Source organism: Amaricoccus sp., assembly GCF_017993425.1.
Lineage (GTDB): Bacteria > Pseudomonadota > Alphaproteobacteria > Rhodobacterales > Rhodobacteraceae > Amaricoccus.
In genome coordinates this window covers 81,558-106,959 of record NZ_JAGOMQ010000011.1, presented here as the reverse complement: position 1 = coordinate 106,959, position 25,402 = coordinate 81,558, and the positions used below count along the sequence as shown (strand labels likewise).

At 71.5% G+C, this 25,402-nt stretch carries 26 protein-coding genes; 8 read left to right on the top strand and 18 right to left on the bottom strand.

All coding sequences use genetic code 11. The features are described from left to right. Positions 1 to 34 precede the first annotated feature (34 nt). Complete coding sequence (hslV, locus tag KBB57_RS07455; RefSeq protein WP_290748222.1) at positions 35 to 595, bottom strand: ATP-dependent protease subunit HslV; 561 nt, start codon at positions 593 to 595, stop codon at positions 35 to 37. Between the two features lie 137 nt (positions 596 to 732). Between hslV and KBB57_RS07450 the strand changes: the two genes are divergently transcribed. Further along, positions 733 to 1,233: a ferritin-like domain-containing protein gene (locus KBB57_RS07450; RefSeq protein WP_290748218.1), complete on the top strand. Its 501-nt coding sequence runs from the start codon at positions 733 to 735 to the stop codon at positions 1,231 to 1,233. Positions 1,234 to 1,358: 125 nt separating this feature from the next. On the opposite strand, the gene KBB57_RS07445 is transcribed toward KBB57_RS07450, so the two are convergent. After that, on the bottom strand, positions 1,359 to 2,207 hold the full coding sequence (locus tag KBB57_RS07445; RefSeq protein ID WP_290748217.1) for an SDR family oxidoreductase: 849 nt from the start codon (positions 2,205 to 2,207) through the stop codon (positions 1,359 to 1,361). A gap of 119 nt (positions 2,208 to 2,326) precedes the next feature. Here KBB57_RS07445 and KBB57_RS07440 point away from each other — a divergent pair, with 119 nt between their 5' ends. Together KBB57_RS07440 and KBB57_RS07435 are read left to right on the top strand one after the other, a co-directional pair. After that, positions 2,327 to 2,797: a LysE family transporter gene (locus KBB57_RS07440; protein ID WP_290748214.1), complete on the top strand. Its 471-nt coding sequence runs from the start codon at positions 2,327 to 2,329 to the stop codon at positions 2,795 to 2,797. Positions 2,798 to 2,885: 88 nt separating this feature from the next. Beyond that, positions 2,886 to 3,503 (top strand): hypothetical protein, encoded by a 618-nt coding sequence (locus KBB57_RS07435; RefSeq protein WP_290748212.1) that lies wholly within the window; start codon positions 2,886 to 2,888, stop codon positions 3,501 to 3,503. 45 nt (positions 3,504 to 3,548) lie between these two features. Here KBB57_RS07435 and KBB57_RS07430 read toward each other — a convergent pair whose 3' ends face one another. The 10 genes from KBB57_RS07430 to KBB57_RS07385 form a co-directional block, all read right to left on the bottom strand. Beyond that, a complete protein-coding gene (locus KBB57_RS07430) occupies positions 3,549 to 4,433 on the bottom strand; it encodes a hypothetical protein (RefSeq protein WP_290748210.1) in 885 nt (294 codons plus the stop codon). 175 nt (positions 4,434 to 4,608) lie between these two features. Then, positions 4,609 to 5,550, bottom strand: a complete 942-nt coding sequence (locus tag KBB57_RS07425) for a 1-phosphofructokinase family hexose kinase (RefSeq protein WP_290748207.1) — start codon at positions 5,548 to 5,550, stop codon at positions 4,609 to 4,611. Then, the gene (locus tag KBB57_RS07420; RefSeq protein WP_290748204.1) at positions 5,550 to 7,274 is read right to left on the bottom strand and encodes an SLC13 family permease; all 1,725 of its coding nucleotides are present in this window, start codon (positions 7,272 to 7,274) and stop codon (positions 5,550 to 5,552) included. Before KBB57_RS07420 ends, KBB57_RS07425 begins: the two co-directional genes overlap by 1 nt. 135 nt (positions 7,275 to 7,409) lie before the next feature. Next, the gene (locus tag KBB57_RS07415; RefSeq protein WP_290748201.1) at positions 7,410 to 8,333 is read right to left on the bottom strand and encodes a DMT family transporter; all 924 of its coding nucleotides are present in this window, start codon (positions 8,331 to 8,333) and stop codon (positions 7,410 to 7,412) included. Positions 8,334 to 8,335: 2 nt separating this feature from the next. Beyond that, positions 8,336 to 9,151, bottom strand: coding sequence for a TIGR00282 family metallophosphoesterase (locus tag KBB57_RS07410; protein ID WP_290748198.1), 816 nt, complete (start codon positions 9,149 to 9,151; stop codon positions 8,336 to 8,338). Between the two features lie 40 nt (positions 9,152 to 9,191). Further along, positions 9,192 to 9,767 (bottom strand): 5-formyltetrahydrofolate cyclo-ligase, encoded by a 576-nt coding sequence (locus tag KBB57_RS07405; RefSeq protein ID WP_290748195.1) that lies wholly within the window; start codon positions 9,765 to 9,767, stop codon positions 9,192 to 9,194. A 657-nt stretch (positions 9,768 to 10,424) separates the two neighbouring features. Next, positions 10,425 to 12,548 (bottom strand): polyribonucleotide nucleotidyltransferase, encoded by a 2,124-nt coding sequence (pnp, locus tag KBB57_RS07400; protein ID WP_290748193.1) that lies wholly within the window; start codon positions 12,546 to 12,548, stop codon positions 10,425 to 10,427. A 210-nt stretch (positions 12,549 to 12,758) separates the two neighbouring features. Next, complete coding sequence (gene rpsO, locus KBB57_RS07395) at positions 12,759 to 13,028, bottom strand: 30S ribosomal protein S15 (RefSeq protein WP_290748190.1); 270 nt, start codon at positions 13,026 to 13,028, stop codon at positions 12,759 to 12,761. Positions 13,029 to 13,148: 120 nt separating this feature from the next. Beyond that, positions 13,149 to 14,216 (bottom strand): SGNH/GDSL hydrolase family protein, encoded by a 1,068-nt coding sequence (locus tag KBB57_RS07390; protein ID WP_290748187.1) that lies wholly within the window; start codon positions 14,214 to 14,216, stop codon positions 13,149 to 13,151. 398 nt (positions 14,217 to 14,614) lie between these two features. Then, positions 14,615 to 15,094 (bottom strand): DUF2938 domain-containing protein, encoded by a 480-nt coding sequence (locus KBB57_RS07385; protein ID WP_290748184.1) that lies wholly within the window; start codon positions 15,092 to 15,094, stop codon positions 14,615 to 14,617. 512 nt (positions 15,095 to 15,606) lie between these two features. Here KBB57_RS07385 and KBB57_RS07380 point away from each other — a divergent pair. Next, positions 15,607 to 16,266 carry a MarC family protein gene (locus tag KBB57_RS07380; protein WP_290748181.1) on the top strand — a complete coding sequence of 220 codons (660 nt, stop codon included), beginning with the start codon at positions 15,607 to 15,609 and terminating at the stop codon, positions 16,264 to 16,266. Positions 16,267 to 16,454: 188 nt separating this feature from the next. Continuing rightward, a complete protein-coding gene (gene ettA, locus KBB57_RS07375; protein WP_290748178.1) occupies positions 16,455 to 18,122 on the top strand; it encodes an energy-dependent translational throttle protein EttA in 1,668 nt (555 codons plus the stop codon). A 5-nt stretch (positions 18,123 to 18,127) separates the two neighbouring features. Here ettA and KBB57_RS07370 read toward each other — a convergent pair whose 3' ends face one another. Beyond that, on the bottom strand, positions 18,128 to 18,484 hold the full coding sequence (locus KBB57_RS07370) for a hypothetical protein (protein WP_290748176.1): 357 nt from the start codon (positions 18,482 to 18,484) through the stop codon (positions 18,128 to 18,130). Between the two features lie 229 nt (positions 18,485 to 18,713). Here KBB57_RS07370 and KBB57_RS07365 point away from each other — a divergent pair, with 229 nt between their 5' ends. Next, complete coding sequence (locus KBB57_RS07365) at positions 18,714 to 19,001, top strand: BrnT family toxin (RefSeq protein ID WP_290748174.1); 288 nt, start codon at positions 18,714 to 18,716, stop codon at positions 18,999 to 19,001. Continuing rightward, positions 18,991 to 19,215 (top strand): CopG family antitoxin, encoded by a 225-nt coding sequence (locus KBB57_RS07360; protein ID WP_290748171.1) that lies wholly within the window; start codon positions 18,991 to 18,993, stop codon positions 19,213 to 19,215. The genes KBB57_RS07365 and KBB57_RS07360 overlap by 11 nt, the downstream gene beginning before the upstream one ends. Positions 19,216 to 19,371: 156 nt before the next feature. On the opposite strand, the gene KBB57_RS07355 is transcribed toward KBB57_RS07360, so the two are convergent. From KBB57_RS07355 to KBB57_RS07335, 5 genes are all read right to left on the bottom strand, one after another. Continuing rightward, on the bottom strand, positions 19,372 to 20,541 hold the full coding sequence (locus KBB57_RS07355) for an endonuclease/exonuclease/phosphatase family protein (RefSeq protein ID WP_290748170.1): 1,170 nt from the start codon (positions 20,539 to 20,541) through the stop codon (positions 19,372 to 19,374). Positions 20,542 to 20,582: 41 nt separating this feature from the next. Beyond that, positions 20,583 to 21,197: a 3-isopropylmalate dehydratase small subunit gene (gene leuD / locus KBB57_RS07350; protein WP_290748167.1), complete on the bottom strand. Its 615-nt coding sequence runs from the start codon at positions 21,195 to 21,197 to the stop codon at positions 20,583 to 20,585. A gap of 94 nt (positions 21,198 to 21,291) precedes the next feature. Next, entirely contained in the window at positions 21,292 to 22,314 is a 1,023-nt protein-coding gene (ilvC, locus tag KBB57_RS07345) for a ketol-acid reductoisomerase (RefSeq protein WP_290748164.1), read from the bottom strand. A 547-nt stretch (positions 22,315 to 22,861) separates the two neighbouring features. Further along, positions 22,862 to 23,743 (bottom strand): ParB N-terminal domain-containing protein, encoded by an 882-nt coding sequence (locus KBB57_RS07340; protein WP_290748161.1) that lies wholly within the window; start codon positions 23,741 to 23,743, stop codon positions 22,862 to 22,864. A gap of 134 nt (positions 23,744 to 23,877) precedes the next feature. Further along, positions 23,878 to 24,132 (bottom strand): hypothetical protein, encoded by a 255-nt coding sequence (locus KBB57_RS07335; protein WP_290748158.1) that lies wholly within the window; start codon positions 24,130 to 24,132, stop codon positions 23,878 to 23,880. Positions 24,133 to 24,288: 156 nt separating this feature from the next. Here KBB57_RS07335 and KBB57_RS07330 point away from each other — a divergent pair, with 156 nt between their 5' ends. Continuing rightward, complete coding sequence (locus KBB57_RS07330) at positions 24,289 to 25,353, top strand: LacI family DNA-binding transcriptional regulator (protein WP_290748155.1); 1,065 nt, start codon at positions 24,289 to 24,291, stop codon at positions 25,351 to 25,353. Positions 25,354 to 25,402 lie beyond the last annotated feature (49 nt).

Genomic DNA, 25,402 nt, shown 5'->3' with positions numbered 1-25,402 from the left:
GGTGGGTGGGCGGGGCGCGCCGGGCGCGGCCCGGTCAGGCTGCATCGAGCGCCTCGACCGTCAGGTTGCCGTTGGTGTAGACGCAGATCTCCGCCGCGATCGCCAGCGCCTTGCGCGCGATCGCCTCGGCGTCGAGGTCCTGGTCCATCAGCGCCCGCGCCGCCGCCAGCGCATAATTCCCGCCCGAGCCGATCGCCGCGACGTCGTGCTCCGGCTCCAGCACGTCGCCCGCGCCGGTGATCACCAGCAGGTCGCGCCCGTCCGAGACGATCAGCATCGCCTCGAGGTTGCGCAGGTACTTGTCCGTCCGCCAGTCCTTGGCGAGCTCCACCGCGGCGCGCTGCAACTGCCCGGGCGCCGCCTCGAGCTTCTTCTCCAGCCGCTCCAGCAGCGTGAAGGCGTCCGCCGTCGAGCCGGCGAAGCCGCACAGCACCGGCCTGCCGCCGGGCTCCAGCCGCCGCACCTTGCGCGCCGTGCCCTTGATGACGGTCTGGCCGAGGCTCACCTGCCCGTCGCCCGCCACCACCACCCGGCCGCCCTTGCGCACGCCGATGATGGTCGTGCCGTGCCAGCCCGGAAACCGATCGCCGTCCATGAGGCCCCCTCTCCGACCGATGGCGATATATGCGCCCCCGGCCCGCGGCGCCAGACCCGCCTCCGCCGCACGGGCGGAACGGACCCGGCCCGCTTGCGTTGCCCCGGTCCACGCACCCCGCGACCCCGGAGGAGGCCATGGCCGAGAAGACCCTGGACACGCTGTTCCACGACACGCTCCGCGACATCTACTACGCCGAGCGCAAGATCCTGAAGGCGCTGCCCAAGATGGCCCGCGGCGCCGACGCGCCCGAGCTCAGGGCCGCCTTCGAGGCGCACCGCGGCGAGACCGAGGGCCATGTCGAGCGCCTGCAGCAGGTGTTCGAGATCATCGGCAAGCCCGCCCGCGGCAAGACCTGCGAGGCGATCGAGGGCATCCTCGGCGAGGGCGACGAGGCGATCGAATCCTTCGACGGCTCGCCGGCGCTCGACGCCGCCCTTGTCGCCGCGGCGCAGGCGGTCGAGCACTACGAGATGTCCCGCTACGGCACGCTGCGCGCCTGGGCCGAGACCCTCGGCCACGCCGACGCCGCCAAGCTCTTCGACGCGACGCTCGCCGAGGAGACCAAGGCCGACGCCACGCTGACCAAGCTCGCCACCTCCGAGGCCAACAGGAAGGCGATGGCGGACGCGGCCTGACCCCGGGGCGGCCTGGCGACCGGGACGGTCCGGGCGCCGCGAGGCCGTCCGGCCCGGGCGGGGGCCTCCGGCGTGCCGCGGTAGTGGATACCGGGACGGTCCGGGCGCCGTGAGGCCGTCCGGCCCTAGCCCCTGACGAAGGCCTTGAACGCCTCGGCGAAGTCCGGGTGCCAGCGCGAGAGCGGCGGGCGGTTCTCGATGATGTCGCCCGCCGCCCAGGCGATCCGCTTCTCGTCGAGCGCGCGGTCGACGTCGTTGTCCGGGCAGAGGATGTAGAAATCCCCCGCCCCGAGCTTCTCCAGCAGGAAATCCGCGGTCTGGTCGGCGGTCCACGCCCCCGCCGGCCTCTCCGTGCGCCCGCCCGCGGCGAGCGGCGTGAAGACGAAGCCGGGGATCAGCAGATGCGCGGTCAGCGCATGGCCGGGCGCGTTCCGCAGCTCGTGCGCCAGCGCCTCCGTGAAGACCTTCACGCCCGCCTTGGAGACGTTGTAGGCCGGGTCGCCCGGCGGCGTGGTGATGCCCTGCTTCGATCCCGTGGCGATCACCGCCCCGGGCCGGCCGCGCGCCAGCATCCCCGGCACGAAGGCGCGGGCGCCGTGGATCACCCCCCAGAGGTTCACGTCGAGCACCCGGATCCAGTCCTCGATCGGCCCGAACACGCTGGACCCCGGCTGCACGCCCGCGTTCAGCATCAGCACGTCCGTGCCGCCCCAGGCCGCCTCGACCCCGGCGGCGAGCCGGTCCATGTCCTCGGGCCGCGCCACCGAGGCCTCCGCCGCCAGCACGTCCTCGGCCCCGCCCGGCGCGGCGGCGGCCAGCGCGTCGGCGGCCGCGGCCAGCTTCTCCGGCCCGAGGTCGGCCACGCAGACCTTGAGCCCGAGGGCGGCGAAGCGCAGCGCCGCGGCGAGGCCGATGCCCGAGGCGCCGCCGGTGACGACGGCGACCGATCCGGGTACGAGGGCGGGATGGGACATCGGGACGGCTCCCTGCGGGGCAGGCCCCACCTGGGGCCGCCATCAACCTAATGATCTTACTGGATAATCGAGAACCCCGTCAATCGCGCTCGTCCTTGGGCGAGGCGATGACGACATAGGTGGCGATCGAGTTCACCTGCGGCGTCGTCTTCATGATCGTGCTGCTCGGGGCCGGGATCGGGCAGGCCATCGCCACCCACCCGACGGCGATGACCACGCTGAAGCTCGCGAGCGTCGCCTACATGCTGTGGCTCGCCTGGAAGATCGCCACGGCCGCGCCCCCCTCCGAGGCCGCGCCGGCCGGGCGGCCGCTCACCTTCCTGCAGGCCGCCGCCTTCCAGTGGGTGAACCCCAAGGCCTGGGCGATGGCGCTGACCGCGCTCGGCGTCTACGCGCTCGGGCAGGGCTGGACGGGCGTCGCCGCGGTGGCCGGGACCTTCCTGCTGGTCGGCCCGCCCTGCAACCTGCTCTGGGTCGCCATGGGCCGCGAGCTCCGCCGCCTCGTCGCGCGCCCCGCCATCCTCCGGCGCGTCAACTACGCCATGGCCGCCCTGCTCCTCGCCACCCTCGCCCCCTTCCTGCCGCTCTGACGCGCTCCGGGCCACGCCTCCGATGACGCGAGGCCCGCGACGGCGTATGCTCGCCCGGGGATTTCCCCGAGCCCGAAGGGAGCGCGAGATGAGACGGACGCTTGCCTGCGCCTTCCTCCTCTCTGCCGGCGCCGCCCTGGCGCAGGACCAGAGCACGAGTTTCTTCGTGACCAGCGTGAATCCCGGCAAGGGCGGCGACCTCGGCGGCCTCGCCGGGGCCGACGCCCACTGCGCCGCGCTCGCCGAGGCCGCGGGCGTCGCCGGCCGGACCTGGGCGGCCTACCTCTCCACCTCCGGCGTCGACGCGCGCGACCGCATCGGGACCGGCCCCTGGACCAACGCCAGGGGCGTGGTCATCGCCGCGAGCGTCGACGAGCTGCATTCGGACGCCAACGCCCTCTCCAAGGAGACGGCGCTGACCGAGACCGGCGCCGTCGTCAACGGCCGCGGCGACGAGCCCAACATGCACGACATCCTCACCGGCTCGCTCGCCGACGGCACGCGCTCCGGCGACACCTGCGGCGACTGGACCCTCGGCGGGGCCGAGGGCGCGGCCATGCTCGGCCACCACGACCGCCAGGGTCGCGCGGATGTCCCGACGGCTGCCTCGTGGAACGCCGCCCACCCCTCCCGCGGCGGCTGCAGCCTCGAGGCGCTGAAAGGCACCGGCGGCGCCGGCCTCTTCTACTGCTTCGCGGTCGACTGAGCTCCCGGCCGGGATCGCGCGCCGGCGCCGGGCGGCGCCGGCTCCTTACTGGGCGAACTGCTCCAGGCGACGCCGCATCTCCGGGTCGTCGCCGAAGAGATCGGCCACCAGCTCGGCGTAGCGCGCCACCACCTCGGGGGCATGGGCGGAGCGCTGCACCACCTCGATCGCCTTCGGGGCGTCGTCCACGGCCCAGCTCGCGGGCGCCGGCAGGTTGCTGAAGGCGGCGATGCGCTCGGGAAAGCCCGCGTCGATCTCGGTCTCGGTGAACGACAGGAACCGGTCCGGCCGCGCCCGCTCCTGCCGGCGGAACCACTGCAGCAGCTCGAGGATCTTGCGCAGCACCGCATCGAACCCGGCCCCCTCGGCCACCAGATAGCGCCAGTGCCCCGTCCGCATGTTGGAGCGCGCGCAGTCCATCGGGTTGCGCACGGGAAACAGGAACCGCGCGCCCGGCTGCCGCTCCAGCAGCTCGTCGATGAGCCCTTCCCGCTCCATGATGCGGTTCTGCAGCCGGGTCGAATCCTTCCAGAACAGCGCCTTCGTGTCGGGCTTGACGATCGCCTCCCCGAAGCGCGCCGCGTAGGCCTTCGCCAGCTCCGAGTTGGCGAAGGCGTGCGACAAGAGCACGTTGCCGCCGAAGTTGCCGCCGCGGCCGTGCTGCGCCAGCCGGAAGGCGGCGGCCTTGAACCGCAGCCAGCGCTCGTCGCCGAGGTCGGCGAAGGGGTCCACCGGGGAACCGAGCACGCGCTGCGCCGCGTGGTTGAGCACCAGCCCGTTCGGATGCAACGCATATAGCGCCGCCGTCATCGTGGTGAGGTTGCGATAGGGGCCGAGCGGCAGGACGACCACCTCGACGCGCCGCGCCCGGTCGAGCTCCGAACTGGTGAACCGCCCCGAAATATCGCGGCTGCTCTGCGCCCTTTGCACGAGACGCTTCGCCTCGTCAGCGAGTTTCCCGAAGATCGCCCCGGAACTGCGAGTGCCCGCCGTCATGCGCACCATCCCACTCAAAATGCCCGATTACTGCGGATCGCATACTACACAAGCCTTCCGGCTCGCAAGTCGCGCGGTCGTGAGGGTTTTTCGCGTCCCGCGCGGGCGCTCACCCCTGCGACAGCCCGGAATGCAGGCGCTCGACGTCGGCGCGGCGGCAGAGGTCGGTGCCCGGGGCCATCGCCGTGGCGGCCCCGGCGGCCATGCCGAGCAGGAAGGCCTGCACGACCGGGCGGCCCTCGGCCAGCGCCAGCACCATGCCGCCGACGAAGCTGTCGCCGGCGCCGGTGGCGCTCTGGGTCGCCACCTCGGGGGCGGGCCGGACCAGCGTGGCCTCGCGGCTCGCCAGCACCGCGCCGTCGCGGCCGAGCGTGACGGCGACGATCTCCGCGCGCCCCGATTCGACGATCTCCCGCGCCGCCTCGGCCGCGTCCCCGGGCTCCTCCAGCGCGAGGCCGGTCAGGGCGCGGAACTCGCCGATGCTCGGCTTGATCAGCGCAAGGCCGCCCGCGTCGAGCGTGGCGCGGAACGCGGGACCGGAGCTGTCGAGCGCCACCCGTACGCCGCGGTCCGCCGCCCGCCGCGTGAGCGTCACGAAGGCGTCCCCCGGCAGCCCGCGCGGCAGGCTGCCGCTCACCACCAGCCAGTCGTGGTCGAGCCCGTCGATCAGGTCGAGGCAGGCCAGCCATTCCGCCGGCGTCACCTCCGGCCCCTCCGGGATGAAGCGATACTCGAGCCCCGTCGACCGTTCCATCACCGCGAGGCTGATCCGGGTGTGCCCGGCGATGTCCACCCGCCGGACGTCGAGCCCGCGCCCCTCCCTCAGCTCGGCCATCAACTCGTCGAGCACGTCGCCGGTCGCGCCCCCGGCGAGGTAGACCGGCAGCGCCGGCCCGCCCAGCTCGGCGATGACGCGGGCCACGTTCACCCCGCCGCCGCCAGGGGTGTAGCGTTCGCCGCGCGTCCGCACCTTGTGGGTGGGCCGCACCGCCTCGGCCTCGCAGGCCCCGTCGATCGCCGGGTTGAGCGTGAGGGTGACGATCGGCTTCATCAGCCCGGCACGAGCGGCCAGAAATACGGGATGGCGAGGCAGGCGGCGATGCCGGTGACGATGTTGAGCGGCAGGCCGATGCGGGTGAAGTCGGTGAACTTGTAGCCGCCGGGGCCATAGACCATCGTGTTGGTCTGGTAGCCGATCGGGGTGGCGAAGGCGAGCGTGGCCGCGAACATCACCGCGATCACGTAGGGCCGCGGGTCGAGCCCGAGGTTGTGGGCGAGCGCGATGGCGAGCGGCGTCACGATCACCGCGACGGCGTTGTTCGACAGGATCTCCGTCAGGATCTGCGTCATGAAGTAGAGGACGAACAGCACCATCAGCGGCGACATCGTCGCGAGGCTCGGCGATATCTCGTCGACGACGAGCTGCGCCGCGCCGGAATGGTCGAGCGCCGCCCCGACGACGAGCATGGCGAGGATCAGCACCAGGAGCGAGGCGCTGACGTTGTTGTAGGCCTCCTCCGGCTCGATCGTGCCGGTGGCGAGCAGCGCCACCACGCCCATCATCGACAGGATCTGGATCGAGGCGACGTCGAGCGCCGCCAGCGTGACGATGGTGATCAGCACCAGCACCACGAGGGGCGCGCGCTCGCGCTTGAACGGCTTGTCGGCCGGCTCGGTCAGGTCGACCAGGTCGACGTCGGCGGCCAGCCGGCGGATGTCCTCCGGCGCGCCCTCGAGCAGCAGGGTGTCGCCGACCCGCACCACCACCTCGTCGAGCTGGCGGCCGATGTTCTGGCTGCGGCGGTGGACGGCGAGCGGATAGACGCCGTAGCGCCGGCGCAGGCGCAGGCTGCCGAGCGAGCGGCCGACCAGCTTGCAGTCCGGCATGATCAGCGTCTCGACCGTGGTCGTGCGCTTGGAGCCCACCCGGTCGACCAGCGTGACCTTGTTCGAATCCTTCAGCCCCAGCAGCTCCTGCATCTCGGTGCGCAGCACGATGCGGTCGCCCTCGATCAGCTTCACGTTGGGGAACTGCCGGCGCAGCGATTCCTCGCCGCGCAGCACGTCGATCACCCGCATCCCCTGGCGGCGGAAGATCTGCACCTCCATGACGTTGGCGCCGATCAGCGGCGAGCCCTCGGGCACCACCACCTCGGTGAAGAACTTGAGCCGCTTGCGCCCGCCGAGGAGGTCCGCCATCGAGTCGCGGTTCGGCAGGAGCTTCGGCACCAGCAGCAGCATCATCGCGAAGCCGACGATCGTGACGACGATCCCGAGCGGCGCGATCTCGAAGAGCCCGAACGGCACCATGCCCTGCTCGCGCGCCACGCCGTCGACGAGGATGTTCGTCGAGGTGCCGATCATGGTGATCATGCCGGCGAGCACGGTCAGGTAGGAAAGCGGGATCAAGAGCTTGGATGGCGCGAGCCCCATGCTGTGGGCGAGCTGCACCGTCACCGGGATCATCACCGCGACGAGCGGCGTGTTGTTGCAGAACGGCGAGACGGCGCAGAGGAAGAGGCCCGCGCCGAGCAGCGTCGCCATCCGGTGCTTCGCCGCCCGGCGCGAGATCAGGCGTCCGATGGCGCTGACGAGGCCGGTGCGCACCAGCCCGCCCGTGACGATGAACATCGCCGCGATCGTCCAGGGCGCGGGATTGGCGAAGACCTCGAGCACCTCCTTCGACGGCACGAGGCCGAGGAGCACGGTCGCGGCGGCGCCGATCATCGCCGTGACCTCGACCGGAAGGACCTCAAGGACGAAGAGCAGGAACATCCCTGCCAGGACTCCAAGCGTCAGGTACGCCGGGAGATCCGGGCTAGCGGCGATCTCGAACAACCAGTGACCCCATCTACAATGGCCCGGTCCCCGCCAGGCCGAGGCGCACCATGGCGCAAAGGGCCGGGCGCCTCAAGGCTCTTCGGGAGAGCCGGTTACGGCGGCGGCGCGCGGCTGCACGAGGGCGACGCCGCCGAGCATGACCGCGAAGGCCGCCCAGACCGTGGCCGGGTAGCGCTCGCCGAGCAGCAGCATCGACCAGCCGACGCCGAAGGCGGTGACGAGATAGGCGATCTGGCTCGCGAAGACCGAGCCGGCATGGCCGACCATCCAGACGTAGCCGGCATAGGCGACGGCGTTGAGCACGCCGGAGGCGAGGATGGCGTATTCCGCCGGCCCCCAGGATGCAGGGAGATCGAGCGTCTCGCCGGTCGCGGCGGCGAGCGGCCACGTCATCGCGGCGCCGACCAGCGAGGCCCCGAGCAGCAGCTGGAGCGGGTGCAGCCCGTCGGACCCGCGCCAGGCGAGAAAGTTCGCCTCGACCGCGTAGCTGACCGGCGAGACCAGCGCGAGGAGCACCACGCCGGCCGCGACGGGCTGGCCGACCCCGCCGCCGGGGGCGGCGATGAGGACGATCGCCGCGGCCCCGAGCAGCACCCCGATCGCCCGGCGCGCATCGGGCCGCTCGAAGCCGAGGGCGAGCGCCATCGGCAGCGTGAACATCGGCACGATGGCGATCAGGATCGAGCGCACCCCCGCCGGCATCAGCGCCGCGGTCAGGAAGGTGAAGTAGCCGGGCAGCACGGCGCCGAACGCCGCCACGGCGGCGTAGAGCCCGAGATGGCCGCGCAGGCCCGGGACGGGCAGGCGCAGGGCGACGAGGAGCGCGCCGCAGACCGCCGCCATGATGAGCTGCTGCGCCAGCATGATCCCGAGGGGGGCATGGCCGGTCGAGACGGCGACCCGGATGAGCGGCAGCGTCAGCCCCCAGGTCGCGCCGCAGGCCACGAGGACGAGGACCGGCAGCAGGCGCGGCGTCGCGGGCTTGGCGGGCATGGTCAGGCCGGAACGGCCTCTCCGAGCCGCCCGCCGAGGCGCAGCGGCTCGGCGCGCCGCGCGCGCCCGGTCGCGTCGTCGGTCTCGACGAACACCCCGCACAGCGTCGCCGGCCCGCTCGCCGGCTCGAAGCGGCCGCGGTTCATGCCGGTGACGAAGCGCGAGATCGGCTCCAGCTTGTCCATGCCGATCACGCTGTCATAGTCGCCGCACATGCCCGCATCGCTCTGGTAGGCCGTCCCGCGCGCGAGGATCTGCGTGTCGGCGGTCGGCACATGGGTATGCGTGCCGACGACGAGGCTCGCCCGCCCGTCGCACCAGTGTCCCAGCGCCACCTTCTCCGAGGTCGCCTCCGCATGGACGTCGACGACCACCGCATTCGCGCGCCCGCCGAGCGGCGCCGCCTTCAGCGCCGCGTCGAGCGCCGAGAACGGATCGTCGAACGGCTGCTTCATGAAGACGCGCCCCAGCGCCTGCGCCACGAAGACCTTCCGCCCGCCCGGCGCGTCGAAGAGCCGCGCCCCGGCCCCGGGCGCGGCCCGGGCGTAGTTCAGCGGCCGCAGCACCCGCGGCTCGCTCTCGACGAACGCCATCATCTCGCGCTGGTCGAAGGCATGGTCGCCCAGCGTGATGCAATCGGCCCCGGCCGCGAGGATCTCCGTCGCATGCGCGCCCGACAGGCCCATGCCGCCGGTGGCGTTCTCGCCGTTGACGACGACGAAGTCGAGCGCGAGGCGCGCGCGCAGCCCGGGCAGCTCCGCCGCGATCGCGACGCGCCCGGCGCGTCCCATCACGTCTCCGAGGAAGAGCAGCCGCATGGCGCTCGCCTTATCCGCGAACGCCCTCCCCGGCAACGGGTCAGGCGGGCCGGATCAGCCCCGCCTCGGTCACGATCGCGTCGAGGCGCGCGTCGTCCGGGCCCCGCGGCACCCGCTCGACCTCCTGCCCCGCATAGGCGAAGCCGAGCGCGGTCAGCGACCTCGCCGCGCGCAGCCCCGCCAGCGTGCGGTCGTAGTAGCCGCCGCCATAGCCGAGCCGCCAGCCGCCGGCGTCGAAGGCGAGGAGCGGCGCGACCACGAGGTCCGGCTCGACCGTCTCCCCCTCGGCCGGATGCGGCGCGCCGAGCGGCCCGCGCGCCAGCGCCGCCCCCGGCCGCCAGGCGCGAAAGCTGAGCGGCAGCCCCCGCCCGCCGATCACCGGCGCCGCGACGACATGACCGAGCCCGCCCAGCGCCAGCATCAGCGGCGTCGGGTCGATCTCGCTCCGCATCGGCAGGTAGACCGCGACCACCCGCACATGCCGCAGCGGCGCGATGACGTCGAGCGCATGGGCCGCGGCGCGCCGTGCAGCCCCGGCGCCGTCCTTGTGCAGCTCGGCGCGGCGCTCCATCGCGACCGCGCGGGCCGCGGCCTTCTCGGCGGCGAGCGCGCTCATCAGCGGGGGCGACGGCGGAGGCGGGCGGCGGGCCCGGCGCGACCGTGGGCGCTGCCGATCCTCGAGAGCCTGGCGTACCAGGTGGGCGCCGGGTGCGATAGGCCAGGGCCAGTCGCAGAGCCAGCTCCCTCGAGAATGATTAAGGCCACTAGGATTGGTGCCCCTCACGGGAAGGCCAGAGCCCGCCGCCCGCGAATCTAGTCCCTTCCGCCCGGCTTTTGAAGCCCCGGATTCGAGGTCCTGACCCTTCCCGACCCCAAATTGCCGGCATCCGGCGCCTCAATCCTCGACGTCCCTCTCGCGCGCCGCGTTCAGAGCCGCTTCCGCCGCCGCCGGGCCCACGATCCTGCCGCCCGTCGGCTTCACGAGGATCCGCCCCCGCCGGACGAGATCGCCGGCGGTCGCCACGCCGCCCGGCGGAACATGGCCGCGCGGGCGGTCAGCTTCGCAAGCTCATGCGCCCGGTCCCGGGCGAAGACCGAACGGACGGCGAGCCCGACGTGGCTGGCCCACGACATCGACGGCCACCTTCGGAGAGCGTCCGTACAGTGAGCCGGGACCCGCCAGCCACGCATTCCGCAAACGAAAAACGCCCCCGCCGACCGGCGGAGGCGCTGCAAGAACCGGGGCGCGCCGTCGGCGCGCCCGCGGAAGGCGTCAGGCGTCTTCCTTGATCTCCTGCCCGGTCGTCTGGTCGACCGCCTTCATCGACAGCCGCACCTTGCCGCGGTCGTCGAAGCCCATCAGCTTCACCTTCACGTCCTGGCCCTCGGTCAGGATGTCCTTCGGGTGGCTCACCCGGTCGGCCGACAGCTGGCTGACATGGACCAACCCGTCGCGCTTTCCGAAGAAGTTCACGAAGGCGCCGAAGTCCATGATCTTCACCACCTTGCCGGTGTAGATCCGCCCGACCTCGGGCTCGTCGACGATCGCCGAGATCAGCTCGCGCGCCTTCTCGATCGCGGCGCCGTTCGGCGAGGCGATCTTGATGGTGCCGTCGTCGTTGATGTCGACCTTGGCGCCCGATTCCTCGACGATGGAGCGGATCACCTTGCCGCCCGAGCCGATCACCTCGCGGATCTTGTCGACGGCGATCTGCATCGTCTCGATCCGCGGCGCGTGCGCCGAGAACTCGGCGCGGCCGGCGGTCAGGGCCTTGGCCATCTCGCCGAGGATGTGCATGCGGCCGTCCTTGGCCTGCGCCAGCGCGGTCTCCATGATCTCCGGCGTGATGCCCGCGACCTTGATGTCCATCTGCAGCGAGGTGATGCCCTTCTCGGTGCCGGCCACCTTGAAGTCCATGTCGCCGAGATGGTCCTCGTCGCCGAGGATGTCGGTGATGACCGCGTGGCGGTCGCCCTCGAGGATCAGCCCCATGGCGACGCCGGCGACCGGCGCCTTGAGCGGCACGGCCGCGTCCATCATCGAGAGCGACGAGCCGCAGACCGTCGCCATCGAGGAGGAGCCGTTCGACTCGGTGATCTCCGAGACGACGCGGATCGTGTAGGGGAAGTCCGTCGCCGCCGGCAGCACCGCCTGCAGCGCGCGCCAGGCGAGCTTGCCGTGGCCGATCTCGCGGCGGCCCGGGGAGCCCATGCGGCCGGTCTCGCCCACCGAATAGGGCGGGAAGTTGTAGTGCAGCAGGAAGTTCGCCCGGCCCGAGCCATGCAGCGCGTCGATGATCTGCTCGTCGTCGCCGGTGCCGAGCGTGGTCACCACCAGCGCCTGGGTCTCGCCCCGCGTGAACAGCGAGGAGCCGTGGGTGCGCGGCAGCACGCCCACCTCGGCGAGGATCGGGCGCACGGTCACGAGGTCGCGCCCGTCGATGCGGCGGCCGTGGTCGAGGATGTCCCAGCGCACCACGTCCGACTCGAGCTTCTTGATCACCGTGTCGAGCGACGGGTCGGCCTGCTCCTCCTCGGTCAGCCCGGCGCGGATCAGCGCCTTGGCGTCGCCGACCGCGGTCTGGCGGGCGAGCTTGTCGCGCACGCCGAAGGCCGCGCGCATCGCCTCGCCGCCGATCGCCTTCGCCCGCTCGTAGAGCGCGGCGTAATCCGGCGCCTCGAAGGCGAAGGGCTCCTTCGCCGCCTCCTCGGCCATGTCGATGATCAGGTCGATCACCGGCTGCATCTGCTCGTGGCCGAACTTCACCGCGCCGAGCATCTCGGCCTCGGAGAGCTCATAGGCCTCGGACTCGACCATCATGACCGCGTCCTTGGTGCCGGCGACGATCAGGTCGAGCCGCTGCTCGGGGTTGTCCCGCAGCTTCTCCATGTCGTCCACGGCCGGGTTCAGCACGTACTCGCCGTCGACGAAGCCGACGCGGGCGCAGCCGACCGGCCCCATGAACGGCACGCCCGAGAGCGTCAGCGCCGCCGAGGCGGCGATCATGCCGACCACGTCCGGGTCATTCTCCATGTCATAGGACAGAACCGTCGCGATGACCTGGACCTCGTTCTTGAACCCGTCCACGAACAGCGGGCGGATCGGCCGGTCGATCAGGCGGGAGGTCAGCACCTCCTTCTCCGAGGGCCGCGCCTCGCGCTTGAAGAAGCCGCCCGGGATCTTGCCCGCGGCGTAGGTCTTCTCCTGATAATGCACGGTCAGCGGGAAGAAGTCCTGGCCCGGCTTCGGCGCGCGGGCGTAGACGACGGTGGCGAGCACGCTGGTCTCGCCGTAGGTGGCGAGCACGGCCGCGTCGGCCTGGCGCGCGATGCGCCCGGTCTCGAGCGTGAGCGTGTCGTGGCCCCACTCGATCGATTTCTTGACGATGTTGAACATGTCTCTTCCTTGCGTCCGGCGCCGCCCCCTGGCGTGCGCCGCTTGCGCGGGCCGCTGCCCGCGAAAACCCCTCGGATCACCTCTTGGACTTGCCCTCGGGGTCGGGGAGGGGGTCCGGCGTGCCTCTGGACGGCGAAGGCGGCGCGCCGTCCCGCGCCTCGGAGAAAGGCGAAGCGCGCCCCCCGGGGAGGGGGCGCGCCCGTGTCGGCTCTAGCGGCGGATGCCGAGGCGCTGGATCAGCGACTGGTAGCGCGCCTCGTCCTTGCGCTTGACGTAGTCGAGGAGCTTGCGGCGCTGCGAGACCATCTTGAGCAGGCCGCGGCGCGAGTGGTTGTCCTTGACGTGGGTCTTGAAATGATCGGTCAGCGTGTTGATGCGGCTGGTCAGGATCGCGACCTGCACCTCCGGCGAGCCGGTGTCGCCGGCCTTGACGGCGTAGTCCTTGATCAGCTGCTCTTTCACGTCGGGCGTGATCGACATCGGGAGGCTCCCTCTCGGTTCGGGATTGCGGAAAGCCCCGGATTCCGCGGCCGCGGCCGGGATGTCGTCCAGCGGGGTCGCGAAAACGAGGACCGCGGACCTTGCGGCCCGCGGCGCGGCTCACATAGCCGCTTCCGGCGCGAATGGGAAGGGGTGTCCGCGCGCGCGCCCCGCCGCCCGCCGCCGCGCCGCCGCCCCGAGCACGCCGAGCCCGGCGACGAGCAAGAGCCCCGGGGCCGGCGCCGGCACGGCGGCGACCTCGGCGGACGGAGCTCGCGCTGCGGGCGCCGTCGCCGCGGCTCCGTCGAGGAGGCCGGCCAGCGTCTCCGGCGCCAGCAGTCCGAGGACGTGGTCCGCAAGGATCCGGTGCAGCGCCGCGCTCGGATGGATGTCGTCGGCGAAGGCGGTCACCCGCGCCTCGGCCCCGCTGCAGCGGTCGCGGCCGCCACGAATGCAGGGCGTCGTCAGGTTCTCGATCCCGTAGCTCCCCGGATTCGCGACCACGTCGGCGAAGAGCCCGTAGACGTCGACCTCGATCACCTGCATCCCGCGGCCACGCAGCTGGTCGATGCGCGCGTCCAGCCGCTCGTTGTAGGCCCGGCTGCCGCCCCGCGCCGAGTTCCGGTCCGCCGCGCTCGCCCCCGCATAGCGCGGGATGTCGGCGAGGTTCGGCATGTTGAAGATCATCGCCGTGTCGAAGCCGTTCCGCTGCAACGCCCGCGCCGCATCGAACACCTGGTCCGCGGCGTTCCTCGCTACATTGCGCATGTTGTCCCGACCCACCCGCTCCAGCAGGTCGTTCCCCCCGATCCAGATCGCGGCGAGGTCGCCGTCGCGCGGCGTGACGTTGTCCACCATCCGCCGGCGCTGGTCCTGCAGATCCGGGATCTGGTCACGGTCCCCGATCGCGTGCGCGCCCCCGTAGGCATAGTTCCGCGCCCGCCCGCCCGCCTCCTCGATCACCGCGGCGACGTGGTCGTACCAGATCTTGCCGTTCGAGAAGCGCAGCCGGTCATAGGGCGGGCTCTCCGGCGCCAGGCCGAGGCTCAACTCGTGCGCGTTCCCGACATCGCTCAGGCTGTCGCCCAGCACCATCATCCGGTCGAACCGCACCGTCGCCGCCTCTGCGGCCCCCGACGCCGCCGCGAACGCGGCCGCCACGGCGATCAGGCGGAGCTTCTGCGTCATCCCCGGCGCTCCCCTTGAGGAATTCCGCAACCGTAGCACGACGCCACACTGCACGACAGTGGAGCCGAAGCCCGGCCGGAAGCAGGTCGCGACGGTGACGCCAGACGGATTTGACCCGTGGCAAATCCGTCCGCGATCGCCCCGGCGAGCGCGATTCCGCGCTCGCCGGGGCGCTCACGGACGGATTGCGCGCTACGGGGAAATCTTCACCCCTCACGGCTTCCGCGCGCAACCGCGCTCCAGCCGTCGGCGCGGCGAAAGCCGGGCTTTCGCTTGTCGCGCCGGGCCTCGCGGGCAAGCCGCTTCGGTCGGTCGGTCGCTCGGCGCGCGCGCCCCGTGGATCCAGCACGCAGGCGTCGTGCAGTGTGGCACGGCGCTCCCTCCGGGCAAGGCCGGCCTCAGCCGATCAGCAGCGCCGTCGCATAGAGGCCGAGCCCGAACACCGTATGCCCGGCGAGCCCGATCAGCCGCCGCATCCCCGGGTTCGGCGTCCGCGACGCCGCCCAGCCGAGCCCCATCCCCGGCTGGAGCAGGAACCACCCCGCCGCCAGCGTCACGATCCCGAAGATCCACGCCGGCAGGAAGCTCGGCGCCGCCATCCACCCCGGCCCCACGATCAGCGCGAACGCCACCCCGTAGACCACGCCCACCGCGTAGTGCCCGGCCCAGCCCAGCGCCAGCTCATGCGCCCAGGGCTCCGCCTTCGCGATGTCGTCGTGGAACACCCTGCCCTCGCGCAGGCGCCAGAACCACCGCCCGACCAGCGCCCAGTTCGGCGCCGACTGCCCCGGCAGCATCCCCAGCGCCGCCGACCAGACATCGAGCAGCAGCGTCGCGCCGATCCCGAGCAGAACGCCCTGAAAGACGAGATGAACCATGCGCCTTCCCCGACACGCCGCGCCCGCCATCTAGCAGCCGCCCCTCCGACCACGCAATCGCCTCCGCGCCGCGCGCGTCAGGCGCGCGCCGGCGACCGCGCCGGCGACCCGCCCTTCTGCCTCCGGCGCCCGCCTGCGCGCTACGGGATCCGTCGCGCCGCGACCGGCGATCCGTAGCCCGCCCGCTATCCGGCGGAACCTCGCCCCGGGAAGCCCCGCGTCTTCCAGGCCCGGCCCGCGCGAGCGCGACGGCGGCGGTGTCGGGGATGGGGAATGCGCGCAACGGCGCGCAGGAGGCCCGCCCCCGCTTGCGCGGAACAGACCATCCAGGGGCCGCAGGCTTCCGCCATCGTGGGGGCCCGCCCCCGCTTGCGCGGAACAGACGACTTCGGGGCGCAAGGGCGCCCCGACATTCCCCCGGAACCGACCCGACCCCTGCCCACGGCGGGCGCCCGATTGACCGCACGCCCCGGGACGGCTAGCCCCGGACGCGCGGAACCGGGAGCGGCCCCATGGAGCACACCTTCGGCGTCACCTTCTTCGGCGCGCTGCTGGCGATCATGAACCCGATCAGCGTCATGCCGCTCTTCCTCGCGCTCACCGACGGCATGACCGCGGGCGAGCGCCGGCGCACCGGTCTCGCCGTCGTGTTCTACGCCGCGGTGATCTGCGCCGTCTCCGCCGTCGCCGGCCAGCAGATACTGCGCCTCTTCGGCATCACCGTGGACGACTTCCGCGTCGCCGGCGGCCTCGTCGTCGCCATCATCGGGCTCAACATGCTGAACGGCGGCGGCAACCCCGCCCACGAGGGCGGCCAGCGCGAGAGCGTCCCCACCGACGCCCGCGAAGCCCGGGGCAGCGCCATCGCCTTCTACCCGCTCGCCTTCCCGATGGTGGTCGGGCCCGGGTCGATCGCCACCCTGCTCCTCTTCGTCCAGGAGGCGCGCACGCCGCGCGACATGATCGTCTACGTCGCCGTCGTCGCCTTCATGATCGGGCTCCTCGCCGTGGCGCTGCTCTCCGCGGCGTGGATCGGCCGGCACCTCTCCGACACGCTGCGCGTCATCATGACCCGGCTGATGGGCCTCATCCTCCTCGCCATCGCCATCGCCATGATGGCCGGCGGCCTCCGCGCCCTCTTCCCCGCCCTCGCCGGCGCCGCCCCGGCCTGACCCGCAACGCCGTCAACCTTCCTGAACAAAGGGTTGACGCCTCAGAACTTATCTCACAAATACAATGATCTGACCGGAATATCACGCGTGTTGGCGCGTGCAGGGCGCGACGCCTGCGCCCTCGGCGGGCATTGCGGCCCGACCGCCGAGCCGCTACATCCCCGCCCGTCCAAGCCGGAGGGAACGCCATGGCCGCCTACCAGTACGTCTACCACACGGACGGCCTGACCAAGGCCTATGCCGGCGGCAAGAAGGTGTTCGAGAACATCCGCCTCAACTTCCTCCCCGGGGTGAAGATCGGCGTCGTCGGCGTCAACGGCTCGGGCAAGTCCTCGCTCCTCAGGATCATGGCCGGCATCGACAAGGACTTCCAGGGCGAGGCCTGGGCCGCCGAGGGCGCCCGCGTCGGCTACCTCCCCCAGGAGCCCGAGCTCGACCCCGCCCTCGACGTCCGCGGTAACGTCATGGAAGGCGTCGCCGCCAGGCGCGCGCTCCTCGACCGCTACAACGAGGTCGCCATGAAGGTCGCCGAGGACTACTCGGACGAGCTCATGGAGGAGATGACCGCCCTCCAGGACCAGATCGACGCCCAGAACCTCTGGGACCTCGATTCACAGGTCGACGTCGCCATGGAGGCGCTGCGCTGCCCCCCCGACGACGCCTCCGTCGACACGCTCTCCGGCGGCGAGAAGCGCCGCGTCGCCCTCTGCAAGCTGCTCCTCGAGGCCCCCGAGATGCTGCTCCTCGACGAGCCGACGAACCACCTCGACGCCGAGACCATCGCCTGGCTGCAGAAGCACCTGATCGAGTACAAGGGCACGATCCTCATCGTCACCCACGACCGCTACTTCCTCGACGACATCACCGGCTGGATCCTCGAGCTCGACCGCGGCCGCGGCATCCCCTACGAGGGCAACTACTCCGCCTGGCTGGAGCAGAAGGCCAAGCGCCTCGAGCAGGAGGCCCGCGAGGACAAGGCCCGCCAGAAGACCCTCTCCCGCGAGCTCGACTGGATCCGCCAGGGCGCCAAGGCCCGCCAGGCCAAGCAGAAGGCCCGCATCAACGCCTACAACGAGCTCGCCTCCAAATCCGAGCGCGAGAAGATCGCCACCGCCCAGATCGTCATCCCCAACGGCCCCCGCCTCGGCCAGAACGTCATCGACGTCACGGGCCTCGAGAAGCACTACGGCGACCGCGAGTTGATCGACGACCTGACCTTCCGCCTCCCCCCCGGCGGCATCGTCGGCGTGATCGGCCCCAACGGCGCCGGCAAGACCACGCTCTTCCGCATGCTCACCGGCCAGGAGGCGCCCGATTCCGGCGAGATCGTCTACGGCGACAGCGTCCAGCTCTCCTACGTCGACCAGTCCCGCGACGCGCTGACCCCGACGAAGACCGTCTGGGAGGAGATCTCCGACGGCCTCGACGTGGTGAAGCTCGGCGACGCCGAGATGAACTCCCGCGCCTACTGCTCCGCCTTCAACTTCAAGGGCAGCGACCAGCAGAAGAAGGTCGGGTTGTTGTCGGGCGGCGAGCGCAACCGCGTCCACCTGGCGAAGCTCCTCCGCTCCGGCGGCAACGTCCTCCTCCTCGACGAGCCCACCAACGACCTCGACGTCGAGACCCTGCGCGCCCTGGAGGACGCCCTCGTCGACTTCGCCGGCTGCGCCGTGGTGATCTCGCACGACCGTTTCTTCCTCGACCGCATCTGCACCCACATGCTGGCCTTCGAGGGCGAGGGTCACGTCGAGTGGTTCGAGGGCAACTTCGAGGACTACGAGGCCGACAAGATCCGCCGGCTGGGGCCCGACGCGGTGGAGCCGAAGCGGATCAAGTATAAGAAGTTCGCCAGATAGAAACTCTACTGCGGGTTGCTGCTGCTAGCCTTTTCGATGGCAAAATACTCATCGATTGCAGAATTATATGCCGCGCGATCCTCTGGAGATATATTCTTATAGCCCTCTTCCGAAACCACCAGACCTGTCTTTTGGTAGGCGTAGATCAGATGGGCGGGCAGTCCAGAGGATATCATAGCCTTTAGCATTGCACGCGCCATTTCCTCAACCTGCGCCTCGGTGATCGGCTCGGGATTGTCGGTGTCCGGATTGAAGAAAATCGGATCGTTTGGACCGGGTTCGCGGCCGAACTTCTTGATGAATCGCTTTTTCTGCTTGCGCAGTTGCTTCTCCAATTCCTTGCTAAGAGAAGCCTTTCTCATTGTCTCCTCCGGAAAATCTGCCGTACTGTAATGGTTGCTAGGCGAGGTCATCAACCTTCCTCTTGAGCTATCCTTAACGGCAAAGCAAGAACGGCCAGCATAGGAGGGCGGGCCGCTTGCGCACACTATCTCTGTTTAGTCCCCGATCGCTCAGACCACCCCGTGCCGGCGTCGCTCCAGTAAGGCCGCCGCGACTTGAACGTACATCCATCCGTATGTACATTCCCCCATGCTCTTCGATTGGGACGACGGCAACCGCGCCAAGGCGCAGAAGCACGGCCTGACCCTTTCGGAGATCGAACTTGCGATGCGGACCGGCGCCCGCGTCGCGCCCGATCCGGCGCACTCGCTGTCAGAACAGCGGTTCATCGCGATCGGGCGCACTCCCGCCGGTCGCCCGGTCTTCATCGCCTTCTGCTTTCGCGGCGCGCGCGTCCGCCCGATCAGCGCCCGCTACATGCACGCAAGGGAGATCGCCCGCTATGAAGCCGCGTTCGGTTCCGACCATGACCACTGACGAGGAGGCCGAGGCCTTCCTCGACCAGGACCTCTCCGACCTCGACTTCGCCGCCTTCAAGCCGCTCACCTGGGAGGCGGAGCCCAAGACCGCCCGCGTCAACATGCGCCTGCCGCAGCCGCTGATCGACGCCGTCAAGGCCCGCGCCGCCGAGCGCGGCATCCCCTATCAGCGCCTGATCCGCGAGGCGATCGAGCGCGCGGTCCGAGGCTGAGCGACGGACCTGCGCCGACGACCGCGCCTGCCGCAGATCACCTCTAGCAAAATCAATGACTTAAGCAATTTTCACGCGTGAACAACGCGCGGCCGGGCTAAGGAGACCCTTCCTTCTGGCGGCGACGAAGGATCGCCTTCATCGGTGAGGTCGTCCCTATCGCGCCGCCAGCGCCGCGCCCGGAGCCCTTGCTAGCGCGGCGGCCTCGCGCGAAAGGCCGCCTGCCTCGACGTCGGCCCAGACCAGCGCGTGCGCCGGAGCCTCCCCGGTCCCGGCGGCCTCGGGCCAGGCGAGGCCGGCGGCGAGGACGTGGAGGCGGGCGTCGGGGAGGATGTAGTCCACCCGCAGGTTGCCCGGGCCGGGGTCGTCGCGCCAGTCGGCGGTGTCGAGCCCGGGCGGGCCGGCCTGGCCGGCGTTGGCGCCCCCCTGCGCGGCCGCGGCCGCGGCGCCGGGACCGGCGGGGGCCGGGTCCTGGAGGCGGGGATGGGCGAGGAGGGCGCGGATCGCCTCGTGGTCGCCGGCGCCGTCGAAGGGGTCGAGGTTGAGGTCGCCGAGCAGCACCACCGGGTCGTCCGGAGCGCCGGCCGCGTGGCCGGCGTCGTCGCCGAGCAGCGCGCCGTCCAAGTAGAGCGTCCAGAAGCGGATCTCGTCGGCGTTCCTGAGGAGGTTGCGCCGCTCCGGGCCGTCGAAGAGCGGCGGGGTCGGGTGCGCCGTCAGGAGGTGGAGGCGGCCGCCGTCGGGCAGGACGACCGGGACGTCCCAATGGGCGCGGGAGGAGAGGCGCGCCGACGCCGGCAGGAAGGGCGTTCCGTCGGGCCGGTCGGGGAGGCGCGCGCCGGGGAGGTCGGCCCAGCGGAAGGCGCGGAAGGTGCGGGCGGCCGCGGCGTCGAGGGGCAGGCGCGACAGGATGGCGATGGCGCCGTGGCCGGGGAACTTGCCCCAGCCGTGGCCGTCGCCCCAGCCGGTGCGGGAGCCGTCGCCGTCGAGGTCCTCGCCCGAGGGCACGCCGGCGTTGACCGGCGGCGCGAAGCGGTGGGGATAGTCGAGCCCGTCCGGGCCCTGCGCCAGCAGGTCGGCGAAGGCGGCGAGCGCGTAGCCGCGGAGGTCGTGGTCGAACTGCTGGAGGACGAGGACGTCGGGCCGCGCCGCCTGGATCGCGGCGACGGCGGCGCGCGCCTTGGGGCCGGGCCCGTCGGCCAGCTCCTGCAGGAGAAGGCCGGGGCCGTCGCGGGAGAGGTCGACGTTGTAGGTGGCGAGGCGGATCGCCTCGCCGCGGGCGGAGGCGGCGGCGAGGAGGGCGAGCGCGAGGAGGATGGGGCGGAGCATGCGGCGAGCCTTGCCGCAGCTCCGTTACGCCGCGGTTAAGCTCAGCCGGCGGCGAGCCAGGGCGTGTCGGCGCGCTGGCGGGCCTCGTAGGCGTCGATGTCGTCGGCCTTCTCCAGCGTCAGGCCGATGTCGTCGAGGCCGTTCAGCAGGCAGTGCTTGCGGAACGGGTCGATGTCGAAGGAGACCGTGCCGCCGTCGGGGCCCTTGATGGTCTGGCTCTCGAGGTCGATCGAGAGCGTCGCGTTCGCGCCGCGTTCGGCGTCGTCCATCAGCTTCTCGAGGATCTCGGGGGAGACGACGATCGGCAGGACGCCGTTCTTGAAGCAGTTGTTGTAGAAGATGTCGGCGAAGCTCGTGGAGATCACGCAGCGGATGCCGAAATCGAGGAGCGCCCAGGGGGCGTGCTCGCGGGAGGAGCCGCAGCCGAAGTTGTCGCCGGCGACGATCACCTTGGCGTTGCGGTAGGCGGGGCGGTTGAGGACGAAGTCGGGGATCTCGTTCCCCTGCTCGTCGTAGCGCATCTCGAAGAACAGGCTCTTGCCGAGGCCGGTGCGGGCGATGGTCTTCAGGAACTGCTTGGGGATGATCATGTCGGTGTCGACGTTGATCAGGGGCAGCGGCGCGGCCACGCCGTCGAGCTTGGTGAACTTCTCCATCGGACCCTCCCGTGTCGGCCGCGACCTTATGCGCCCGGCTGCCCGGGCTGTCCATCCCGGGCCGGCCGCGGAGGACGGCCCGGGATGGGCGGGGTCAGTTGCGGGCCTTGTCGACCATCTTGCCCTTGCCGATCCAGGGCATCATCCCGCGGAGCTTCTCGCCGACCGCCTCGATCTGGTGGCTGTCGTTGCGGCGGCGGGTGGCCTTGAAGAACGGCTGGCCGACGGCGTTCTCGGCCATGAAGCTCGAGACGAAGCGGCCGGTCTGGATGTCCTCGAGGATCGCCTTCATCCGCGCCTTGGTCTCCTCGCGCGGCAGCACCCGGGGCCCGGAGACGTACTCGCCGTACTCGGCGGTGTTCGAGATCGAGTAGTTCATGTTGGCGATGCCGCCCTCGTAGATGAGGTCGACGATCAGCTTCACCTCGTGGAGGCACTCGAAATAGGCCATCTCCGGCTCGTAGCCGGCCTCGACCAGCGTCTCGAAGCCGAGGCGGATCAGCTCGACGAGGCCGCCGCAGAGCACGGCCTGCTCGCCGAAGAGGTCGGTCTCGCACTCCTCCTTGAAGTCGGTCTCGATGATGCCCGACCGGCCGCCGCCGATCGCGGAGCAGTAGGACTTGGCGATCTCGAGGGCGTTCCCCGAGGCGTCGTTGTCGACGGCGACGAGGCAGGGGACGCCGCCGCCCTTGACGAACTCGCCGCGGACGGTGTGGCCGGGACCCTTGGGGGCCATCATGATGACGTCGACGGCCTTCTTCGCCTCGATGAGGCCAAAATGGACGTTGAGGCCGTGGGCGAAGGCGATGGCGGCGCCGTCGCGGAGATTGTCGTGGATGTACTTGCGGTAGGTGTCGGCCTGCAGCTCGTCCGGCATGGTCATCATGACGAGGTCGGCCCATTTCGCCGCCTCGGCGATCTCCATGACCTGGAGGCCCTCGCCTTCGGCCTTCTTCGCCGAGGGCGAGCCGGGCCGCAGGGCGACGACCACGTTCTTCACCCCGCTGTCGCGGAGGTTGAGGGCGTGGGCGTGGCCCTGCGAGCCGTAGCCGACGATGGCGACCTTGCGGTCCTTGATCAGATTGATGTCGCAGTCGCGATCATAGTAGACCCGCATGGCGTCTCTTCCCCCGTTTCTCAGGCCGGGGCTGCTCTAGGGGAGCCGGGGGGCGGAGTCCAGACGGGAACGCGTGCCGGAGCGCGGGTGTTCACGCGTGAAAATTGCCTAACCCATTGATTTTACGTGAGCGAGAATTTCGCATCTGGCCAGCGGCGCGCTCCACGACGGAGGCGGCAAGGGTTCGCCAGCGGCGATGTCCCGCCTCGCGACGGCTCCCGCAGGTTGACATGCGCATGTCAACCTGCCCGACGCGGAGCGGTTCGGACAAGGGGGGCGCCAGTTCCAAGGGAGTCGAACGGCGCCGCGAAATGCGGCGCTGCCAATGAGGCGATGATTTTCGCCATCTATATTCAAAATATTTACAAATATATTTCGAATTATATTTGCGCGCAATATAAACATGATCGAGGCGTCGTCCGTTCGTGTCTGCCTGGGCTCGCGACCCGCGGCGCGAATGCGCCGCGAGCCGGCCGGGCAACGACGCCGAAACGTCGCGACGTTGGGCACGCAGGAACGGCCCCCGGGGGACGTTCCGGCCCCGACCTCACGCCGGCGAGAAGAGCCGGTCGATCTCGTCGAAGACCGCATCGATCAGGAGCGGGGTGGCGTCGGGGCCGTTGAAGTGGAGGGAATAGCCGGCGCGCGTCCGCTCGCGGCGGATGACGAGGCCGGGGCGGGGCTCCGAGAGGCGGCGGGGCCGGCCCGGGCGGGCGACGGCCGCCGGCGTCTCCGGGGTCTCGTCCATCTCGCGCAGGATGGGGGCGAGCGCGTCCCACTGGGCCGCCCGCGCGGCGCGGCCGAGGCTCGAGAGCGCGGCGCGGATCAGGTCCGCGTATCCGCGCTGGCAAGCCTCCGCGAGCCGGAGCGCCTGGCGCTGGCTCAGCCCTTCCGGCGCATGAAGGAGCCCGTCCAGCTCCTCGACCACCGTGGCGAGCTGGCGCAGGCGGATCCGCTTGTTTCGGCCGACGTTCCGGTAGAGCGCCTCGATGGCGGCGTCGAGGGTGGGGAAGATGCCGTGGTCGCGGGCGCGGACGATCAGGCGGCCACGCTCCCAGGCCGAGAGGTCGGCGCGGATCTCGTTCTCCTCGACCATGGCCACCATCCCCTCCTCGCTGGTCTCGGGGGCGGGGCGGATCAGGGCGGGGATGGTCCTGCAGAGGAGGCCGCCGGTCTCGGCGTTGAGCGCGGTCGCGACGTGGAGACGGCGCCAGCCGGTGATCAGGCCGAAGCGGAAGGCGCCGGGCGGCAGGTCGGCGGCCTCGGGGGCCTCCCAGACCTCGATCGGCTGGCGGACGCCGTGGACGAGCACGGAGGCGCGGAGCTCGGCCAGGCCCTCGGGGTCGGGCGTGCCGCGGTCGCGCAGCAGCGCCTCGGCGTCGATCTCGGCGATGGGAATCAGGCGGATCTCGGGGGCGTGGTCGGGCATGGCGTTCCTCCGGCGGGGGCCGCGCCTTCATGCACCGGATCAGGGGGGCGTTGCGCGAAGGCGCGCAGGGGCGCGCGCCTCGCGGCTGCGCCGCCGACGCGCCCGGCCAAGGGGCCGGACGATCGGGGGAGGGGTCAGACGTAGCGGCCCCTGGAGATCAGGATGCGGAGGCCGAAGGGAAGCGGATCCTCGCGGAAGGGGGCGGTCGCCTCGGGGTCGACGCCCATGTCGCGGAGGAGGCGGGCGTCGAGGCGGGCGAGGCGGCGGAAGGCGGCGCGGTCGGCGCTGCGGCGGCGCCATTCGCGCCAGCCGGCGCGGAGCGCGGCGGCCAGGTCGGGGAGGAAGGCGGGGGACGCGGGTCGGCCCGGGATGTCGAAGGTCATGGCCATGGCGGCCTCCTTGCGGCGGCGGTGACGGATTGCACCGGTTCAATGTTTTGTTTAACCGGTTCAATACGCCGCGGGCACCGAGTCGTCAAGCAGATTTTGAACCGGTTCAGCGGCTGTGCTAGAAGTGGCGCGGGACCGCAGCGACGGGGAGGCGAGATGGCGCGAATCGCGGGGGGGGCGGCGCGGCTGGCCGATGTAGCGGCGGCGGCGGGCGTGTCGAAGGCGACGGTCTCGAACGTGTTCAACCGGCCGGACGTGGTGAGCGCGGCGGTGCAGGAGCGGGTGCGCGCGGCGGCGGCGGAGCTCGGCTATCGCGGGCCGGACCCCAAGGGGCGGCTGCTCAGCGCGGGCAAGGTCAACGCCATCGGCGTCGCGACGAGCGAGCCGCTGTCGTATTTCTTCGAGGACCCCTACTCGCGCGAGATGATGACGAGCGTCGCCGCGGCCTGCGAGGCGCGCGGGGCGGGGATCTCGCTCATCTCGGCGGCGAGCGAGCGCGAGCTCGCCTGGAACATGAAGAGCGCGCTGGTCGACGGCTTCATCCTGTTCTGCCTCGAGGACGCGGGCGGGCTGATCGAGGCGTCGCGCGAGCGGCGGCTGCCCTTCGTGGCGCTCGCCTTCGGCGAGGGCGGCGAGGGGGCCTCGGTGGTGGCGGTCGACGACGCGGCGGGGGCGCGGATCGCGGCGCGGCACCTCGCGGAGCTGGGGCACCGGCGCTTCGCGGTGCTGGCGATGCCGTTCTCGGAGGGCGGCTCGGGGCGGACGACGCCGGAGCGGATCGCGGCGGCGCGCTACGCCTCGTCGGCGGAGCGGCTGCGCGGGTACGGCGAGGCGCTGGGCGCGTTCGGGGTGGACGTGGCGGCGCTGCCGGTCTTCGAGATCGGGACGGACGCGGAGGTCGGGCCGGCGCTGGCCGAGCTTTTCGCCGCGCCGGAGCCGCCGACGGCGCTGCTGGCGCAGTCGGACCGGATCGCGCTCGCGGCGCTGCGCTGGCTGCGGGCGGAGGGGATCGCCGTGCCGGAGCGGGTGTCGGTGGTCGGCTTCGACGGGGTGCGCGACGGCGAGGCGAGCACGCCCCCGCTGACCACGGTGGCGCAGCCGATCGAGGAGATCGGCCGGCGCGCGGTCGCGGCGATCCTCGACGCCGGCGACGAGGTGCGCCGCGAGCGGCTGGACGCGACTCTGGTGGTGCGGGGCTCGTCGGCGCCGCCGCCCGCATGACGCCGCTGGAAAACCGCCGCGGGCTGGGATACTCCGCTCGCGAAAATGC